The organism is Tepidimonas charontis (assembly GCF_007556685.1).
Classification (GTDB): domain Bacteria; phylum Pseudomonadota; class Gammaproteobacteria; order Burkholderiales; family Burkholderiaceae_C; genus Tepidimonas; species Tepidimonas charontis.
Genome location: NZ_VJON01000088.1, coordinates 1 through 1,922 on the forward strand (window position 1 = coordinate 1; position 1,922 = coordinate 1,922).

At 58.6% G+C, this 1,922-nt stretch carries 2 protein-coding genes and 1 pseudogene; 1 reads left to right on the top strand and 2 read right to left on the bottom strand.

The features are described 5' to 3' along the window. The coding region (locus tag Tchar_RS13430) for a tyrosine-type recombinase/integrase (RefSeq protein WP_144329477.1) at positions 1-605 on the top strand (605 nt) is incomplete at its 5' end. A gap of 10 nt (positions 606-615) precedes the next feature. Here the strand turns inward: Tchar_RS13430 and Tchar_RS14370 are convergent. Both Tchar_RS14370 and Tchar_RS13440 read right to left on the bottom strand, forming a co-directional pair. Next, positions 616-747, bottom strand: a pseudogene (locus Tchar_RS14370) (helix-turn-helix transcriptional regulator); the annotation flags it as partial. 89 nt (positions 748-836) lie between these two features. Then, the gene (locus Tchar_RS13440; RefSeq protein WP_236640480.1) at positions 837-1,784 is read right to left on the bottom strand and encodes a 3'-5' exonuclease; all 948 of its coding nucleotides are present in this window, start codon (positions 1,782-1,784) and stop codon (positions 837-839) included. Positions 1,785-1,922: the final 138 nt, after the last annotated feature.

Sequence of the window (1,922 nt, forward strand, 5' to 3'; positions counted from 1 at the left end):
GCTTGGCGGTCAAGTTGCTGCTGTTGACGATGGTCAGAAAGTCGGAATTGACTGAAGCGACGTGGGGCGAAGTCAACTTTACCCAGGCGACCTGGACCATTCCGGCGGAACGGATGAAGAGGAAGCGCCCCCACGTGGTGTACCTGTCGCGCCAAGCGTTGGATATCTTCGTTGCTCTCAAGACGTGCGCGGGTGGGTCGCGCTATGTGTTGCCGTCGCGCTACGATACTGACGCCAACATGAGCAAGGCCACACTCAACCAAGTAACGACGCTCGTGTGGAAGGCGGCGCAGAAAGATGGGGCGCCGCTAGGCAAGTTTTGCGTCCACGATTTGCGTCGCACCGCCTCGACTCTGCTTCATGAGGCGGGTTATAACACGGATTGGATCGAGAAGTGCCTCGCTCATGAGCAAAAGGGCGTCAGAGCGATCTACAACAAGGCCGAATATGCTGAGCAGCGTCGCGTCATGCTTCAGGACTGGGCTGACATGATCGACCTCTGGGTGAAAGGCGACCCGGCGCTTTGGGTCGTTGTGCCGCCGCCTTCCTCGCCTCTATCCATGCTTCGACCTCTTTCAAGTCCCAGGCCACCGATCGCGGAGTAAGCGCAAAACGTTTCGGAAACTCGCCGCGCTTCTCCATGTCGAAAATCGTTCGGTCCGACAACGGGACGATCTTGAGAAGCTGCTTGCGGTTGATGAGGACACGGCCGGGGATTTTGAGTTCGCCTTCGTCAATGGTGCGCATAACTGCTCCTGCATGCCTGTTCTTGCTAGAACATCGTAGCTGTTCTGTCGGTGTTTTCGTTGGGTAAAAGCGCGCACTTTTGTATCATTTTAGATCACGCTGGATTCCTGCAGAAACCGCGACTCAAGACCATCCTCGATGGAGCTGCTCAGGATGAGCCGATGTCTGGCGCGGGTCATGCCGACGTATAGCAGACGCCGTTCATCTTCTTCGGTCGAGTCTGCATGGGGCAAATTTCCGTCCTCGCAACCCATGATCCAGACATTGTCGAACTCGAGCCCCTTCGAGGCGTGCAGCGTCATGATCTGCACTTCGGAACCCCGACGAATAGGGCCGGAGCGGCCAAGGATCGCGAGACGCTGCGCCAGCGTGCCGTGCATCCTTGCGACCGTGGCCTCCAGCTTCCGGAGCAGTTTCAGCTGCTGTGGTTTACAGTAATCGGCAAGCAAAGCGGCAATGCCGTGCGCGACCAGCGACACCCGACCTTTCGCCACCTGCTCGCGCCACGACGGCAGGCCGACGCGCAGGGCAAGGAGCGCTTTTCGTTTATCCTCCGAGTGCTTTGCCTGATCAAGGGCCGATTCAAGCCTGGCGACGCATCCGCCGGATGATCGTAGGGACTGGTCATTGATCCATTCCGCGTCTATGCCGATAAAGGAAAGGGCATTGGCTACTCCCGTCCATGAATCATCCAGGATCGATCGCAGCAAGCCGACGAGGACGCTGCCAACCGAATGTTCCCATACGCTTCTGCCGCCGGTACGTATGAATGACCTGTTCATGGAAAACAGGGCCAGTTCGGCGGCGTCGAGGATGGCGTTCGTTCTGGCGAGGATGACCCATTGCGCGTCGGGCTGGTCACGGTTGATCGTCTCGGCAATCTCGTCTGCCTCCGACCATCGGTCAGGGGCGCGAATTACCTTGATCTCGCCGGCATCTTCGCGGTGAGCGATGATCTTCTTCGGCGCACGGTTTTGGTTGTGCGCAATCAGCTTGGCGGCATGACTGAGGATGTTGGGCGCGCACCGGTAATTCACCGGCAAGGTCGGGCGGTATCAAGCACCAAGTGCAACGGTGGAATCACTGAAGGGAGTGGCTGGTTTGGGTGACCTTCTCCAGCATGGCCTGGTAGACGGCGATCGGGGGGTAGAAGCCGTGGATGGCGCGCGGGCGGT